Here is a 15,360-nt window from a genome sequence, read left to right as displayed (position 1 = left end):
TGAACGACCTGTCGAAGCCATCGGGAAGGGCGAAAAAAACCGCTGCACTCAGGCAGCGGTCACGGAGAAACGGCTTGGCGCACCGCGCGCGCGGTGCGCCATCAAGCGGACGGTCTACGGCTGTGCTCAGGCCGGCGCGTTCTCGGTGCTCAGCTTCGTCACCATGCCGGTCTTGGCGTCGTAGGCATAGCCCTGCTGCTCGAGATGGGCGCTGACCGCTTCGACGACCACTTGTTGCTGGGATTCCTTGCGCAGCAGTTCATGCTCCGGCACGACCTGGCCCAGCTCGGCGGCGAGGCGGCGGCTCAGCGAGGCTTCGCCGGCGCTGCGGGCGAGACCGACGATCGCCTTTTCGTTGGCCTGGGCCAGTTGCTGCTTCAGTCCGTTCGCGTACTCGGACCAGCGCTTGATGTTCTCGCGCGCATCGCTAATCGCGGCGGCGTGCCTCGCTGTCTCGCCGGCGAGCTGGGCCTTCAGCGCCTCGACTTCTTCGGGATCGGCAGTCGCGGGCTGTGCCTCGGCTGCGCCCTCGGCGGCTTCGCTCGACGCCGCGGCGCCGGCGAATTCGCCCAGTTCGGCGAGTTCGGTCGCGCGCTGTTGCGCGGCGTCGGCGCGCTCCTGCGCCTCGGTCAGGCTCGCCGTGAGACGTGCGATTTCGGAGGCGTCGGCCGTGCGCTCGTCGCTCAGGCTGGCGAGCTGCTGCTGCGCATTCAGCAATTCGGTTGCGGCGGCATCCCGCTCGGCCTGCGCACCGGCGGCCTGTTCACGCTGGGCCGCGTGCGCTTCCTGCTCGGCCTGCAGCGCCGCGCGAATCGCTTCCAGTTCGCCTTCGAGCTTCGCCACCGCTTCCGCATGGGCGGCTTCCCGCGCTGCGCGCTCCGCTTCGTCGTTCCCGGTCAAGGCTGCCGGCTCGGCCTGCTCGCTCGCCGCGGCCGCTGCTGCTGCCGCTTCGGCTTCGGCGGCCTGGCTCGCGTGCGCTTCGCGCTCGGCGGCCAGTTCGGCGAGCGCGCGCTCCAGTTCTGCCTCGAGCGCCGTAACGCGCCCGGCCAGTTCCTCGGCGCGCTTTTCCGCAGCGTCCGCGCGCTGAATCGCGCTCGCGATGTCTTCCTCCAGACCCGACCCGGCATCGGCCTTGGTCTCGTAGGCGCGCGTCATCTTGTCGAGCTGGACCTGCAGGGCGTCGAGTTCCTGGACGGTCGTCTGCAATTCCTCGAGCGCGTTGTCGCGCTCGTTGCACGCGTCCTCGACGCGCTCGCGCATCGACTGCAGGCGGCGCGCCACGGCGCGCTCGGCCTCGTCCTGGGCCGACGTCCACAGCCGGTCGAGCGCGTCGCGCATCGTGACAGTCACGGTTTCCGGCAATGCGGGGCGCTCGACGACCTGCTGCAGGCGCGGCGCGCGCTCTTCGCGCCACTTGCGCAGCGAGGCAGCCACTGCGACCACCGAGCCGGTATGAACTTCGGACCAGATGGCCATGGGAGAAACCTTCTGGCCCTCGTCGGCCATCCGGTTCGCGATTTCAGCAACCAGTTCGTCCGTGATCGCAATGCTGCTGCTTGACATATCTGCCTCGATAAAGTGCGAGCCCACCCCGCGTTTCTAGAGATTGTCAGGCAACCACCCCCCGGTTAATCGCTCGAAAAGCCGGGATTAAGGGGAGGTGTTCACAGGATTGGGCCGTCTGGAACGGGCCGCTTCGAGCCGCTGCCGACGCCCGCACGGGCGCCGCGTTTCGCGGTGCGCAACATCGGCCCGTACACTGAACGCACGCGCGAGCTATGCTTCCCGGACAACAACGTAACGCGGTCATCTGAAAAACAGGAGCCACGATCCATGAGCCACGCAGTGCATCATGCCGGAGCCATTGAACACATGGAGTTGTTCCACGACCCGGAAGTCGCGACGCTGCGCGCCGACCTCGCGCTCGCGCTGCGTGCCGCCGCGCATTTCGGCCTGGGTGAAGGCGTCTGCAATCACTTCAGCGTCGAGCTTCCCGGCCAAAACGGCCTCTTTCTGCTGAACCCGCGCGGCCTGATGTGGAGCGAGGTGATGGCCGACGATATCGTCATCGTCGACGCACAGGGGGGCGTAGTGGCGGGCCGCCACGCCGTAGAGCCGACGGCGATGTTTATCCACGCCGCCATCCATGGAATCGCAAAAAAGGCCTGCGTGCTGCATACCCACATGCCGTACGCCACCGCCCTCACCCTCACGGAGGACTGCGGGCTCGATACGACCTTGTCGCAGAACGCCATGCGCTACCACGGCCGCGTCGCGCTCGACCGCGAGTACAACGGGCTCGCGCTCGGCCCCGAGGAAGGCGAGCGCATTGCGCATGCGCTCGCCGGCAAGGATATCGGCTTCCTCGGCAACCACGGCGTGGTGGTGTGCGGCGAGCGCATCGACTACGCGTTCGACGACCTCTATTACCTGGAACGCGCGTGCGCCGCGCAGGTGCTCGCGGGCTCCACCGGACGTACATTACGGCCCGTGGCGGCCGATCTCGCGCAGCGCGTGGCCGACCAGATTCAGAGCGAGCGATTGCAGTCGGAGCTGTTCTTCGCGGCACTGCGAAGAACGCTCACGCACGCCTGACCAGGGGAGCGTTTTACGGCGGTGGCGAAAGCGTTTACCCTCGCACGGCGCTCAGCGCTTGTTCGTCGTCGGCGAGGAGCGACAGCTGTCCGCTCGCCACGAGATGGCTGAGCGGCGCCGGGCGGCCGAGCAGATACCCTTGCACTTCGTCGCAGCCCTCGTCGGCGAGCAGCGTGAACTGCGCCTCGGTTTCGATGCCTTCGGCCAGCACCGGAATGCCGAGACTCTTGCCGAGCGCGAGCACCGCGCGAATGATCGCGGTGGCCTGGCGGCTCGATCCGGCCTCGCTTATGAAGGACTGGTCGAGCTTGATCTTGTCGAAGGGGAACGAGCGCAGCGTGTCGAGCGACGAGTAGCCGGTGCCGAAGTCGTCCAGCGCGATACTCACGCCGATCGCCTTGATCCGCTGCAGCACGTCGAGCGAGCGCTCGCGGTCCGCGAAAATGGTCGTCTCGGTGAGTTCCAGTTCCAGCCGCTCGGGCGCGAGGCCAGTCTCGACCAGCACGGTCTCGACGAGCTTCGGCAGGTCCGCGTGCGCAAACTGCACGGGCGAAAGATTCACGGCCACCTTGTAAGGCGGCGACCACGAAACGGCACGCGTGCATGCCTCGCGCAGCACCCACGCGCCGATACCGAGAATGAGGCCATTCTCCTCGGCGAGCGGGATGAATTCGGCAGGCGAGATGAAGCCGAGCCGCGGATGCTCCCAGCGCAGCAGCGCTTCATAGCCGCAAATTTCGCCGTTCGCGATCGAGGTCTGCACCTGGTAGTGCACGCTCAGCTGCCCACGCGCGAGCGCCTCGCGCAAGTCGTGCGTGAGCGAGCGGCGCGCCCGCGCGATCTCGTCCATCGCCGGCTCGTAGAAGCACACCGACTGCGAGAGGTCCGCCTTCGCGCGGTACATGGCGAGGTCGGCGTTGTTGATGAGCACGGTCTTGGTGGTGGCGTCGTCGGGGTAGATGGCGACGCCAAGGCTCGCCCCCGAGAGCAGTTCGGCGTCGTCGTATCGCACCGGCCGGTACAGCGCCGTTTCGAGGCGCGAGAGCAGATCGCCGAGTTCCTCGCGCGAGGCGAAACGCGTGAGCGCCACGAACTCGTCGCCGCCCATGCGCGCAACGAACTCGCCTTCGCGCATCAGGCTCGAAAGACGCCGCGCCAGAATGCGCAGCACTTCGTCGCCGGCATGATGGCCGTGCAGGTCGTTGATTTCCTTGAAGCGGTTCAGGTCGATGCCGATGAGCGCGAGCTTGCGCGTGTCCTGCGTGCGCGCCAGTTCGGCGTCGATGCGTGCGTTGAAGCTCGCGCGATTGGGCAAGCCGGTGAGCATGTCGCTCATCGCCATCGTGCGCAGATGCTCGACGGATTCGGCGCGCACGCTGTCGTCAAGCAGGAAGCTCACGCAGCCCGCGCCCGCGATCACGAGCGCCATGCACGCCACGGCGAGCGCGAGCGCATGCAGCGCGGCAGGATTCGAAAAGTGTCCGTCGATCGGCATCGGCACGACCTGGAACGCGGACATGCCGGTGAAATGCAGCGCGGCGATGGCGAGGGCGAGCACACCCGCCACGAGACGCGCGGACGCGCCGGCGCTCGCCGCGTTCGCCTGCAGGCGCCTTGCGGCCGCGCCGGCGAGGTGCAGCGCAAGCCCGCTGATCGAGACCGCAAACACGATCGACAAGGCGATTCCAATGCGATTCCAGATCACGATGCCTTCCACGCGATACGCGAGCATGCCCGCGTAATGCATGAGCGCGACCGCCAGCCCGACGACCGCGCCGCCGAGCGCGGGCGCCGCGCGCGTGAGACGGTTCGCGGCCTGGCTCGTGGCGAGCAGAAACCCGGCGAAACTGCCCACGAGCGCGATGAGCAGCGACGTGATGGTCAGCACGGGATCGAAGGCGATCGGCACGCCCGGTTCGAAGCCGAGCATGGCGACGAAGTGCGTGCACCAGATATCGGCGGCGGCAACGACGGCCCCGATGAACGACCAGCCCATGCGCTGCCGCGAACGCGTGGCGAACGCGCGCAGAACGAGCCGCGCAGTGACCCACGAGCCCGCGGCGCAGATCAGCAACGCGACTACGACGAGCCACAGATTGTGCTTGTAGACGATGCAGCCCGCCACGCTCATCATGGAAGGATCTCCTTGTTCACCACTCGTTCACCCCGGGCGCCGCACGACATGATCACGACAATGCGACGAGGCCGGACACCTCGTGCATGGCGCGCGCGATCTGGCGAATCTGCCAGCATGAACGGCATTTGGATGAGAAAAAAGTTGCAGGTAGGCGTTAATGCGGCGGCGGCTGGTGGACCTTGATGCGCCTGATTCAATTCGGCTGCAAAAAGAGCCGCCGTCATGGCGTCGGCGCGACTCGTTGGCGAGCTCGACAAGAAAATCGGGACCCGCGCACGCGTTTACGGCAGCACATGGAGAAACTTCAGGAAACCCCTTTACGGGACAAGTTTTTTGCAGACCTTTTCAGCACCCTGGTCCAATTCTTTTCCTCTTCGCGGCACGCGCCCCATTTATTTGGGCATGGAGACCGTGGTGGCGTTGGAGCAACCACCAATAGCACGATCGTTCTATTTTAGGTACGCTAGGCGCCTTCTCACTCATGATGCGAGACCGTTCCGCCATGTCGCTGATCCTTTCCCGCCGCGATCTGAATTTCCTGCTCCATGAATGGCTCGATGTCGAAAGCCTCACGCGTATTCCGCGCTACGCCGATCACACGCGCGAGACCTTCGACGCCGCGCTCGACACCTGCGAAAAAATCGCCACTGACCTCTTCGCGCCGCACAACAAGAAGAACGATCAGCACGAGCCGCACTTCGACGGCGAAACGGTCACGATCATCCCCGAGGTGAAGACGGCGTTGAAAGCGTTCAGCGACGCAGGTCTGATGGCCGCGGGCCAGGACTACGAATACGGCGGCATGCAGTTGCCGCTCGTCGTCGAGAAGGCGGGCTTCGCGTGGTTCAAGGGGGCGAACGTCGGCACGAGCGCCTATCCGTTCCTCACCATCGGCAACGCGAACCTGCTGCTCGCGCATGGCAGCGCAAAGCAGATCGACACCTTCGTGCGCCCCGAACTGGAAGGCCGCTACTTCGGCACGATGTGCCTTTCCGAGCCGCAAGCGGGGTCGTCGCTTTCGGATGTCGCCACGCGCGCCGACTTCGAATGCGATTCTCCGCTCGGCGCGCAATATCGTCTGCGCGGCAACAAGATGTGGATCTCGGGCGGCGAGCACGAGCTTGCCGAGAACATCGTGCACCTCGTGCTCGCCAAGATTCCCGGCCCCGATGGCAAGCTCATTGCGGGTGTCAAAGGCATCTCGCTGTTCGTCGTGCCCCGGTTCCTCGTGAACGAGGACGGCTCGCGCGGCGAGAGCAACGACGTCGTGCTCGCGGGCCTCAATCACAAGATGGGTTATCGCGGCACGACGAACTGCCTGCTGAACTTCGGCGAAGGCACGCGGCACACACCGGGCGGCCGCGCGGGCGCGATCGGCTATCTCGTGGGCGAGCCGCACCACGGGCTCGCGTACATGTTCCACATGATGAACGAGGCGCGCATCGGTGTGGGGCTCGGCGCGACGATGCTCGGCTATACCGGCTATCTGCATGCGCTCGATTACGCGCGCAACCGTCCGCAAGGGCGTCCTGTGGGCGCCGCGGGCAAAGATCCGGCTTCGCCGCAGGTCAGGCTCGTGGAGCACGCCGACGTGCGCCGCATGCTGCTCGCGCAAAAAAGCTACGTGGAAGGCGCGCTCGCGCTCAACCTCTTGTGCGCCAAACTCGTGGATGAAGCGGGCGCCGCCAGCGGCACGGAACGCGAGACGCTCTCGCTGCTGCTGGACCTGCTCACGCCGATCGCGAAAAGCTGGCCTTCGCAATGGTGTCTCGCGGCCAACGATCTCGCCATCCAGGTGCACGGCGGTTATGGCTACACGCGCGAGTACAACGTCGAGCAGTTCTATCGCGACAACCGTCTCAATCCGATCCACGAAGGCACGCACGGCATTCAGGGGCTCGACCTGCTCGGCCGCAAGGTCGTCATCAAGGACGGTGCGGCGCTCAGGATCTTCGCGCAGCGCGTGCAAGCCACGCTCGAACGCGCGCACGCTTCGGGCACGGCAGACGGGACCGCCCACGCCAATGCGCTCGCAGCCGCATTCGAGCGGCTCACGCAAGTCACGCGGCAATTGTGGGCAGCCGGCGACCCGGCTGTGACACTCGCCAATGCTTCGGTGTACCTGGAAGCGTTCGGCCACGTGGTCGTCGCCTGGGTGTGGCTCGAACAGGCGCTCGTGGCACGCGCGGCGCTCGACACAACGCACGGCGACGAGGCGCACTTCTATCACGGCAAGCTCGCGGCCGCCGCCTACTTCTTCGCATGGGAGTTGCCGAAAACGGCTGCGCAGTTCGATCTGCTCGCCTCGCTCGACCGCACCACGCTCGACATGCAGGACGCGTGGTTCTAAAGCCGCGACCCTGGCGCGTAAGCAAAGCGCCCCCAAAGACCGGACCGGCGGCCGCCTCCCGGGGCGCTGCCCGGTGCCTCGCCCGAGGCACCGGATCACTTCACGCGCGTCGGACCGTCAGTTCGCCGCCTGCTGCTCGAAGCGCCTGAGCAGATCGTCGCCGCGCGAGTTGGCCGAATCGAGCGCCTGCTGCGGCGTCTTCGCGCCCGTCCACACCTGTTCGAGCTCTTCGTCGACGATCGTGCGGATCTGCGGCATGTTGCCAAGGCGCAGGCCCTTGGTCCACGGCAGCGGCGGCTTGTTGAGCATCTGCTTCGTGGCCGTGTCGGCGCCCGGATGCGACGCGTAGAAACCCTGTTGCTGCGTGAGTTCGTACGCGGCCTTCGTCACCGGCAGATAGCCCGTGTCCTGATGCCACTTCGCGGCGACGGCCGGCGAGCTCAGATACGCGAGGAACTTCGCCACGCCCTTGTAGACCTCGGGGTTCTTGCCGCCCAGCACCCACAAGCTCGCCCCGCCGATGATGGCGTTCTGCGGCGCGCCCTTGACGCTCGGGTCGTACGGCATCATGCCGGTGCCGAACTTGAATTTGGCGTACTGCTGCACGTTCGCCAGCGCGCCCGACGAGCCCATCATGATGCCGCAGTCGCCGCTATAGAACTTGGCGGTGGCTTCGTCCTTGCGGCCCACATAGGTGAAGGTGCCCTGCTTTGCCATGTTCTGCAGGAAGGCGATGTGCGCGACCTGCAGCGGCTTGTTGATTTCGAGCTGCGCGTCGAGCCCGTCGAAGCCGTTGTTGCGCGTCGCGATCGGTGCGCCGTGCCACGCGCTGTAGTTCTCGATCTGGATCCAGCCCTGCCAGCCGGTGGTGAAGCCGCAGCTCATGCCCGAGGCCTTGAGCTTCGCGGCGGCTTCGGCGACTTCGGGCCAGGTTTTCGGCGGCGCGTCGGGCAGGCCGGCCTTCCTGAAGGCGTCGCGATTGTAGTAGAGCACCGGCGTCGAGCTGTTGAACGGCATCGACACCAGGTGGCCCGTCTTCGCGTCGCTGTAATAGCTCGCAATGGTCGGCACGAAGGCCTTTTCGTCGAGCGGCACGCCGGCGGTCTTCATCACGTCGTACACGGGCAGCACGGCCTTCTTCGCGTTCATCATCGTGGCAGTGCCGACTTCGTACACCTGCAGGATGGCGGGCGCGTCGCCGCTGCGATAGGCCGCGATGCCGGCGGCAAGCGTCTGGTCGTAGGTGCCCTTGAAGACGGGCACGATCTTGTATTCGCTCTGCGACGCGTTGAATTGCTGCGCGATCGCGTTCACGCGCTCGCCGAGTTCGGACTCCATGGCATGCCAGAACTGGATTTCCGTGGCCGCATGCGCGGCTTGTGCGCTGCCCGCCAGCACCACGGCGGCAATCAGTGCGCGCAAGCGGCCGCGCGAACCTGCGCGTTGTATCTCGTGCTTTTTCATCTGGGTCTTCTTCCTGTTATTGGTCGTTGTCACGGCGCATGCGCGCAATGAGGCGCGGATCGGGACGCTGGTTCAGGACTTCGATTGGCGACTTCGATACATCAGGCCGTCCGCCGTCGGACGTTCGCACGCCTGCACGGCACCCTCGGCCCAAGGCGAGGCAAGGGTAGCACAGCGAATGGGACGCCCGTGTGATGACTTGCCGCGGCGGGTCAATGGTCCGCGGGATCGTGGCAACAGACGCAGAGCTTGTTGCCTTCGGGGTCGCGAAAGTACGCGCCGTAGTAGTTCGGGTGATAGTGCGGGCGCAGGCCGGGCGCGCCCTCGCCGGCGCCGCCGTGCGCGAGCGCGGCGGCGTAGGCGGCGTCGACTGCCGCGCGCGAAGGCGCGAGCAGCGCGACCATCTGGCCGTTGCCGGGTTGCGCGGCCTTGCCGTCCCACGGCCGGCCAACGAGGAAGAGCGGACGCGGCACGCCGGGTTCCATCCAGCCCGCCCAGGGGTAGCCGGGATCGCGGAACTTCTGCACGAAGCCCAGTGCCTGCATGAGCGGGGAATAGAACGTCAATGCCTGCTCGAAATCGTTCACGCCGATATACACGTGAGAAATCATCGCCATTGCCGCTGTCTCCTCGTTTGCAGCGGCGCGCGGGGCGGAGTCAACCGCGCCGTTGCGCCATGAACAACACGGAAGCCGGCTTGCCGCTGCGCGGGTCGAGCGGCTCGCGCAACGCGCGCAAATCGAGACCGCTCATGTCGAACAACGCGATCCAGCTTTCGAGCGTACGAAAGTACCACGGCGGCGCGTCGCGAAACGCACGGCTGAATCCGGCCCACGATCCGGCGCGCCAGCCGTCGATATAAGGCTCGTCGCCGCATGCCATGAGCGGATGCAGCGTCTGCACGACGAGTGTGCCTTGCGGCTCCAGCAACGCGGGTACCGCGCCCAGCAAATCATCGACGCAGGTCGCGCCGATGAGCGAAAAATTGCACACCACCGCATCGGCGCGGCAGGGTAATGCGCCCTGCGCGACCTGCTCGTAGGTCAGCAGGCGGCAGTCCGCGAGTCCCGCCGCGCGCGCGGCCTCCACGAGTTCGGGCACCGCGTCCACGCCCGTGACAGCGACGCCGCGGCGCGCGAGCGCCAGCGCGAGCCAGCCTTCGCCGCAGCCGAGATCGATCACGCTGCGCGGCGCGCACGCGAGCACGGCATCGAGCACCGCTGAGTCGGTCGCGAGCCGGCGGCTCGCGATCTCGCCGCCGCGCACCGCGGCGATCCAGGGCGTCGCGTTGCGGTGCCACGATGCGAGGACTTCGGCGTCGGTGCGCATATCGCGACTCATGGGTCTCCTCCTGGACACGGATCGTGGATGTGCCGTCGAAACGCGTATTATGCGCGCCGCCAGCCCCCGCAGCGGGACGCGAACACGGCGCCAGGAAGACCGGCCTCGCGAATTACGAACCGAAGAACGGCACGCAGAAGCCCGCCGGCCCGACGCAGTCGCCGGGACCGTTGGGTTGCGGATGCAGGTTCGCGCATCCGGAGAAGGCGGCGGCGACTGCAACGCACAGCGCGGCACGCAACACGTAGGAAAGAATGCGTGATTTCATGAATGGGATGGATTGAGCCGACGTTGTGGGTGGCCGCGATGCGAGGTTCCGTCACGGCGCGCGGCCTGCTTCGCTGCGACGGAAGCGCTGCGGCTTCAGTGATGCGCGTACAGCGTTCGATCGAGCGTCTGGATCTGCCCGTCACGCTCGGCGTGCACCAGTTCGTGGCGCACCTGTGCGCGTGTGACCGGCGCGTCGGCCTGCGAGACTTGTGCGCTCGCCAGTTGCCGCACGCTCGCCTGCGGTGCGCTCGCCGCCTGTGCGTGCGCGAGCGCCGATATCGACAGCATGATTGCGGTGCACGCGCCGCTCTTGAATATCCTCACCTCGTTTCTCCTGTGCGGCCTCGCGGGCCGGGGCTATCGGTCATGGCCGGAAGCGTTGCCCGTTCCGGCATCGAATCGGGTTGCGACTCGTGAGGCAAGGATAGAGGCGCGACTTTCGCCAAACATCCGCAGGAAAATGAAGAAATATTTAATCGCTCACGCGATGAATTCTGGCTTCGATATTCGTTTAGTCATTCTTACCAATCAGAAGAATTCGCCGCAAAAAAACAACGCCTGCGCAGGGCAAAGCCTTGTGAAGCCGCACTGGCGGCGCGTTCGCGCTCATGCGAATCATGAAACGCAGTCTTTCCATTTTTCAAATTCGTCCACGGAAGGCGTTACGCATAATCGCCGCTGAATTTCGGCCGTCGGCAAAACCATGCCTTAGCGCGCCTTCGCGCCGCGATTTCACTCTCACACATGCCACTCACCAACGAAGACCATTCAATGAAAAGAACCGCTCTCGCCGCCGCCTTCGCGCTGGCATCGTTTGCCTCCATCGCCCACGCGCAAAGCAGCGTGACGCTCTACGGCTCGCTCGACACCGCAGTTGCCTGGTTCGGCAACCAGCAGGGCAAGAACGGTTCGGGCGGCACATTCCAGATGATGTCCGGCAATCTGTCGCCGAACCTTTGGGGCCTGCGCGGCACCGAGGACCTCGGCAACGGCCTTTCGGCGATCTTCAAGCTCGAAAGCGGCTTCAACGTCGACAACGGCAAGCAGGGCCAGGGCGGCCGCCTCTTCGGCCGCACGGCCATGGTCGGCCTGAACTCGAGCACCGCGGGCACCGTCACGCTCGGCCGCCAGTACGATCCGCTCATCGACCTGCTGCAGCCGCTCACCAACGACGGCGCATTCGGCTCGACGTTCGCCACGCCGGGCGACATGGACAACTACGACAACAGCTACCGCACCAGCAGCTCGATCAAGTATGCGAGCCCGAACTTCGGCGGCCTGCAGATGAGCGCGATGTACGCGTTCGGCGGCCAGGCGGGCAGCATCGGTGCGGGCCAGACGTGGGCCGTGGCGGCCGCCTACAACCATGGTCCGTTCGGCTTCGGCGCGGGCTATTTCAAGGCCAACAGCAACGGCGGCACGGCTGCGACGTTCGACGGCCTGAACCCGAACACCGACGTCAACGTGGATTCGACCGCCATCACGGGCGGTTTCGTCTCCGCGAATTCGCTGCAGATCATTCGCGCGGCCGGCGACTACACGTATGGGCCGGTGACGGCGGGCCTTGCGTACAGCAATGTCGAGTACGCGAACTATCAGAGCGCAGCCGGCGCGAACAGCGACACGAAGTTCAACACGGGCCAGGCTTTCATCAACTATCAGGTCACGCCGGTCGCGCTCGTGGGCTTCGGCTACAACTACACGAAGGGTCACGGCAACGGCGTGGACGCGAGCTATAACCAGTTCAGCCTTGGCGGCGACTACTTCCTCTCGAAGCGCACCGATATCTACGCGCTCGCGGGCTACCAGAAGGCGTCGGGCAAGACCATCGACGCGAACACGGGCGAACTCGTCAACGCGGTCGCCTCGTTCGCCGACTTCGGCAACGACGCGACCAACGACAAGCAGGCGATGGTGATGGTCGGGTTGCGTCACAAGTTCTGATTCGCTTCGCGCAAGAGGCATGCGGCGGGCGCGCCGATAATCGCTCGCCGCCATGAACTTCGGCTATAATCACCCCCTGTCTTAGGGGAGTAGTCTGCAACGTCTGCTTTGGCGTTGCGCCGCCGTCAACATAATTGGTGCCCCTGCACCATGGCGCCGGCAGCCGTATTGCGAATCACTGCAGCGAATCGCTGCAGTTGCGCGGCCTGACGAGACCTATGACGTTTTCCCTTTCACCCGGGCCGGGCGAAGGGAAGCGTCATGGTTTCGGTGCCCGGCTCGCACAACACGGCAAAAACAATGACTCGTCTCGCCCCGCATCCACTTCTCGTTTGCGCCATGGAGCGTTCGTCATGATCTTGACGTTCGCCCTGCTCATTGCCGCGGCCGGCATCATCTACCTGTCCTGCGAGACCTTCGTCAATAGCGTCGAGTGGCTCGGCTACAAGCTCAAGGTCACGCAAACCGCCACCGGCACGATTCTCGCCGCGTTCGGCACGGCGCTGCCCGAGAGCGTGGTCACGCTCGTTGCGGTCGCCTTCGGCGGCGATCCCGCCCACAAGGAAATCGGCGTAGGCGCCGCGATTGGCGGGCCGCTCGCGCTCAGCACGATAGCGTATGCCGTGGTGGGTTTTGCGTTGCTCGCGACAGCGAAGCGCGTGGGCCGCGAGCGTGCGGCCACCGTCGACGTGAATACGCGCCGTCTGCGGCGCGACCAACTCTGGTTCCTCGCGATCTTCGTGGCGAAGATCGCGCTCGGGCTCGTGGTGTTCAGCTTCAAGCCGGTACTGGGGATCGCCTTTCTCGCGGCCTACGCGTTCTATTGCTGGAAGGAGCTTTCCGCCGAAGACAGCGGCGAGGTGGAAGGCGATCTCGAGCCGCTGAAGCTGCGCCCGCACGACGACAATCCGGCCATGGTGTGGATTCTGCTGCAGACGCTGGGCGCGCTCGCGGTGATCTTCGCGGCCTCGCACCTGTTCGTGCAGCAGATCGGCGCCGTGGGGCCGTTCCTCGGCCTCAGCCCGCAGTTGACTGCCGTGTTGTTCAGCCCGATCGCCACCGAGCTGCCCGAGATCATGAACGCGATCATCTGGGTACGTCAGGGCAAGGAGCGGCTGGCGCTGGCGAACATCAGCGGCGCAATGATGATTCAGGCCACCATTCCGACGGCGTTCGGCCTCTTCTTCACGCCGTGGCATCTCGGCACGCCCTCGATTCTCGCGGCCGTGACGACCATGGTCGCGATTCTGTTCCTGCAATGGGCGTTTCGCGCGCCGAAGGTGCGCAGCCGTCAGCTCACGCATGTCGGCTGGCTCTATGCTGTGTTCGCGGCCATGCTGTTCGTGATGTGACGCGCCCTGGCACCAGGCTCAGGCTGCCGCCGCGGCCGCCTGGGCGGCGCCTGCGCGGTGATGGAGCCAGCGGATCATGTCCGAATGCCTGACCACGCCAACCAGCCGCCGCGCATCGTCCATCACCGGAATGTCGTGGTAAGCGTGCTCGATGAAGATCGGCACGAGATGCGCGAGCGGCGTGGCCCGATGGACCGCGTGCACGCCGGCCGCCATCACGGCTTCCACGGTTTCTTCCACGCGCGCCGACTCGCGCAGCACCGCGCGGCGCAACGTGTTCCAGACGCGCCTGAGGCCTGCGGCCGGCGCAAGGTCGCCGAGCGCGTGATGCGTGACGACGCCGACCACGCGGTCCATCGCATCGACCACCGGCAGCGTCGAAGCACCGTGGCGGCGGAACATCTCGTGCGCCGCCCGCGCGCCCATTGTCGCGGGCACGGCGGGACAGCCAATCGACATGATTTCCTCGCAAGTTAGTTGTTCGAACGATTTTAGCGGAAAATCCAGCGGCTCCAGCAGAGGTTGCGAGAGCGCGGCAAGCGGCGCGGCAGCGGCCTGGGGCGTGGGGCGAAACGCAGCGCGCGGATAGCGGTGACCAGTCAGGGCGTGGAACGCGAGCGCCGCACTGAGCAACGCGACGGACTGGAAGGCAATCGGCGCGAGCACGAAGTGAAAGCCGAGCGCATGAACGGCGGGGCCGCCGAGCACGGCGGTCAGCGCGACCGCGCCTGAAGGCGGATGCACGCAGCGGCACAGAAACATCGCGCAGATGGCGAGCGCCACTGCCACGGAAGCCGCCACGACCGGCGACGCGATCCATTGCGCGCACGCCACGCCCACTAGCGCGGAGACGAAGTTGCCGCCGAGAATCGACCACGGCTGCGCAAGCGGGCTGTCCGACGCGCCGAAGAGCAGCACGGCAGAAGCGCCCATGGGCGCCACGAGCAGCGGGATATCGCCCGCCGCGCCGAACGCCCAATGCGTTGCGAGTCCCGTGAAGGCGATGCCGAGCAACGCTCCACCACAGCGCCGCACCCGCTCGCGCCACGGCGGGGCGGCCGGGTTGGGCACGAAACTCGTCAACCATTCGATGAGCGCGGTGCGGGGCATAGCTGGGGCGTGCTGGTCGGTATGTCGGCCAGATTACCGACGCACGCCGAATATCAACAATTGATATTTCTGTGCGTACATATAATTCATTCTGTATGCATGTTTATCTGCGCCACGCGCGGTTTTCCCTGCAATTCGGAATCGTTTGGTCTAGAATAGTGGCATGAAATCCGATACCCGCTCTGGCCCTGGCCGTCCACGCGAGTTCGACGAGCAGGAAGCCGTGCAGAACGCGCTCGAGGTATTCCGCGCGCGCGGCTATGCCGCAACGTCGTTGCCCGACCTGATCGAAGGCACACAGCTCTCCCGCGGCAGCCTCTACAAGGCGTTCGGCGACAAGCACCAGCTCTTTCTCGCGTCGCTCGACTACTACACCGAGCGCGGTATCGCACGGCTCACACGCAACCTGCGGCACGCCTCTGCGCGCATCGCGCTGCGCGAGGCGCTGCGTCATTACGTGCGCCTTTCCGCGGGCCTCGAAGGGCTTGCGGGCTGCCCGGTGACGGCTGCCGCCACCGAGTGCCTGCCCTTCGACGCCGAGGTGAAAGCCCGCGTCACGGACATGTTCGCGCGCATGCAGGCGCTGCTCGCGAGCGCGATCCGGCGTGGCCAGGCGGCGGGCGAACTGGCCGCCGGCCAGAATGCCGACGATCTCGCGCGCTTCCTGCTCTGCACGATCGAAGGCATGCGCGTGCTGGGCAAGACCGACGCCGGCGAGCGTGCGATGAATGCAATCGCTGAAATCGCGCTGAGCGCCATCCGCTAGTTTTTTTTGCCCAATTAGGAACTGAATGGTT

The 15,360-nt window shown here is 65.8% G+C and carries 14 protein-coding genes and 1 riboswitch; of the genes, 6 read left to right on the top strand and 8 right to left on the bottom strand.

Translation table 11 applies throughout. The features are described from left to right. Positions 1 to 126: 126 nt before the first annotated feature. Positions 127 to 1,563, bottom strand: coding sequence for a DNA-binding protein (locus BHE01S_RS20995; RefSeq protein WP_042267328.1), 1,437 nt, complete (start codon positions 1,561 to 1,563; stop codon positions 127 to 129). A gap of 270 nt (positions 1,564 to 1,833) precedes the next feature. Here BHE01S_RS20995 and BHE01S_RS20990 point away from each other — a divergent pair, with 270 nt between their 5' ends. Beyond that, the gene (locus BHE01S_RS20990) at positions 1,834 to 2,595 is read left to right on the top strand and encodes an aldolase (RefSeq protein WP_062859877.1); all 762 of its coding nucleotides are present in this window, start codon (positions 1,834 to 1,836) and stop codon (positions 2,593 to 2,595) included. Between the two features lie 34 nt (positions 2,596 to 2,629). On the opposite strand, the gene BHE01S_RS20985 is transcribed toward BHE01S_RS20990, so the two are convergent. Next, a complete protein-coding gene (locus BHE01S_RS20985) occupies positions 2,630 to 4,729 on the bottom strand; it encodes a putative bifunctional diguanylate cyclase/phosphodiesterase (RefSeq protein ID WP_042267324.1) in 2,100 nt (699 codons plus the stop codon). A 505-nt stretch (positions 4,730 to 5,234) separates the two neighbouring features. Here BHE01S_RS20985 and BHE01S_RS20980 point away from each other — a divergent pair. After that, positions 5,235 to 7,082, top strand: coding sequence for an acyl-CoA dehydrogenase (locus BHE01S_RS20980; protein ID WP_042267323.1), 1,848 nt, complete (start codon positions 5,235 to 5,237; stop codon positions 7,080 to 7,082). A gap of 117 nt (positions 7,083 to 7,199) precedes the next feature. Here BHE01S_RS20980 and ugpB read toward each other — a convergent pair whose 3' ends face one another. From ugpB to BHE01S_RS20960, 5 genes are all read right to left on the bottom strand, one after another. Then, positions 7,200 to 8,546 (bottom strand): sn-glycerol-3-phosphate ABC transporter substrate-binding protein UgpB, encoded by a 1,347-nt coding sequence (ugpB, locus tag BHE01S_RS20975; protein ID WP_042267321.1) that lies wholly within the window; start codon positions 8,544 to 8,546, stop codon positions 7,200 to 7,202. 212 nt (positions 8,547 to 8,758) lie between these two features. After that, positions 8,759 to 9,157, bottom strand: a complete 399-nt coding sequence (locus BHE01S_RS20970; RefSeq protein WP_042267476.1) for a VOC family protein — start codon at positions 9,155 to 9,157, stop codon at positions 8,759 to 8,761. 46 nt (positions 9,158 to 9,203) lie between these two features. Beyond that, positions 9,204 to 9,887 (bottom strand): class I SAM-dependent methyltransferase, encoded by a 684-nt coding sequence (locus tag BHE01S_RS20965; protein ID WP_218000422.1) that lies wholly within the window; start codon positions 9,885 to 9,887, stop codon positions 9,204 to 9,206. Between the two features lie 112 nt (positions 9,888 to 9,999). Beyond that, on the bottom strand, positions 10,000 to 10,155 hold the full coding sequence (locus tag BHE01S_RS38480) for a hypothetical protein (protein WP_167337699.1): 156 nt from the start codon (positions 10,153 to 10,155) through the stop codon (positions 10,000 to 10,002). 95 nt (positions 10,156 to 10,250) lie between these two features. Next, positions 10,251 to 10,481: a DUF4148 domain-containing protein gene (locus BHE01S_RS20960; protein WP_245639810.1), complete on the bottom strand. Its 231-nt coding sequence runs from the start codon at positions 10,479 to 10,481 to the stop codon at positions 10,251 to 10,253. Here BHE01S_RS20960 and BHE01S_RS37945 point away from each other — a divergent pair. From BHE01S_RS37945 to BHE01S_RS20950, 3 genes are all read left to right on the top strand, one after another. Next, positions 10,468 to 10,839, top strand: a complete 372-nt coding sequence (locus tag BHE01S_RS37945; protein ID WP_157025536.1) for a hypothetical protein — start codon at positions 10,468 to 10,470, stop codon at positions 10,837 to 10,839. The genes BHE01S_RS20960 and BHE01S_RS37945 overlap by 14 nt on opposite strands. An 89-nt stretch (positions 10,840 to 10,928) precedes the next feature. After that, positions 10,929 to 12,101: a porin gene (locus BHE01S_RS20955; protein ID WP_042267474.1), complete on the top strand. Its 1,173-nt coding sequence runs from the start codon at positions 10,929 to 10,931 to the stop codon at positions 12,099 to 12,101. A 72-nt stretch (positions 12,102 to 12,173) separates the two neighbouring features. Continuing rightward, positions 12,174 to 12,349: riboswitch (yybP-ykoY riboswitch) on the top strand. Between the two features lie 105 nt (positions 12,350 to 12,454). Next, positions 12,455 to 13,453 (top strand): sodium:calcium antiporter, encoded by a 999-nt coding sequence (locus BHE01S_RS20950; protein ID WP_042267318.1) that lies wholly within the window; start codon positions 12,455 to 12,457, stop codon positions 13,451 to 13,453. 18 nt (positions 13,454 to 13,471) lie between these two features. Here BHE01S_RS20950 and BHE01S_RS20945 read toward each other — a convergent pair whose 3' ends face one another. After that, positions 13,472 to 14,563: an HPP family protein gene (locus tag BHE01S_RS20945; protein WP_042267317.1), complete on the bottom strand. Its 1,092-nt coding sequence runs from the start codon at positions 14,561 to 14,563 to the stop codon at positions 13,472 to 13,474. 163 nt (positions 14,564 to 14,726) lie between these two features. On the opposite strand from BHE01S_RS20945, the gene BHE01S_RS20940 reads away from it, so the two are divergent. Continuing rightward, positions 14,727 to 15,329, top strand: coding sequence for a TetR/AcrR family transcriptional regulator (locus tag BHE01S_RS20940; protein WP_042267315.1), 603 nt, complete (start codon positions 14,727 to 14,729; stop codon positions 15,327 to 15,329). Positions 15,330 to 15,360: the final 31 nt, after the last annotated feature.

The sequence above is a fragment of the Paraburkholderia heleia NBRC 101817 genome, assembly GCF_000739775.1.
Classification (GTDB): domain Bacteria; phylum Pseudomonadota; class Gammaproteobacteria; order Burkholderiales; family Burkholderiaceae; genus Paraburkholderia; species Paraburkholderia heleia.
This window is presented reverse-complemented; position numbering and strand designations above follow the sequence as displayed.